Source organism: Micromonospora sp. DT4, from assembly GCF_049841675.1.
Taxonomy (GTDB): domain Bacteria; phylum Actinomycetota; class Actinomycetes; order Mycobacteriales; family Micromonosporaceae; genus Micromonospora.
In genome coordinates this window covers 1-234 of the sequence record NZ_JBNCKT010000513.1, presented here as the reverse complement: position 1 = coordinate 234, position 234 = coordinate 1, and the positions used below count along the sequence as shown (strand labels likewise).

Annotated in this window: 1 protein-coding gene; it reads left to right on the top strand. The window is 70.5% G+C overall.

Annotated features, from left to right (window positions below; all coding sequences use genetic code 11):
* Positions 1–52 precede the first annotated feature (52 nt).
* Positions 53–234, top strand: a 182-nt coding sequence (locus ACLQ24_RS30725) for a hypothetical protein (protein ID WP_425895213.1), incomplete at its 3' end; no start/stop codon positions are given.

Genomic DNA, 234 nt, shown 5'->3' with positions numbered 1-234 from the left:
CGGCCGGGAGTAGACTGTGACGTAACAGGCGTGACGAAATGGGGTGTGGTCCATGCCGAAAAAGCGGGGCCAGGCCGTGTGGCTGTCCCAGATCCTCTCCGAGTGGGCACGCGTGCCCGTGACGGTCGCCTGGGAGGCCGAGGGGGTCGGGCGGGGTGACTGGTGGGTGCGGTGGTCCGACGGTCCGACGGTCGAGGCGATGCGCGCGCACGCCCGCTCGCACGGGGTGTACCT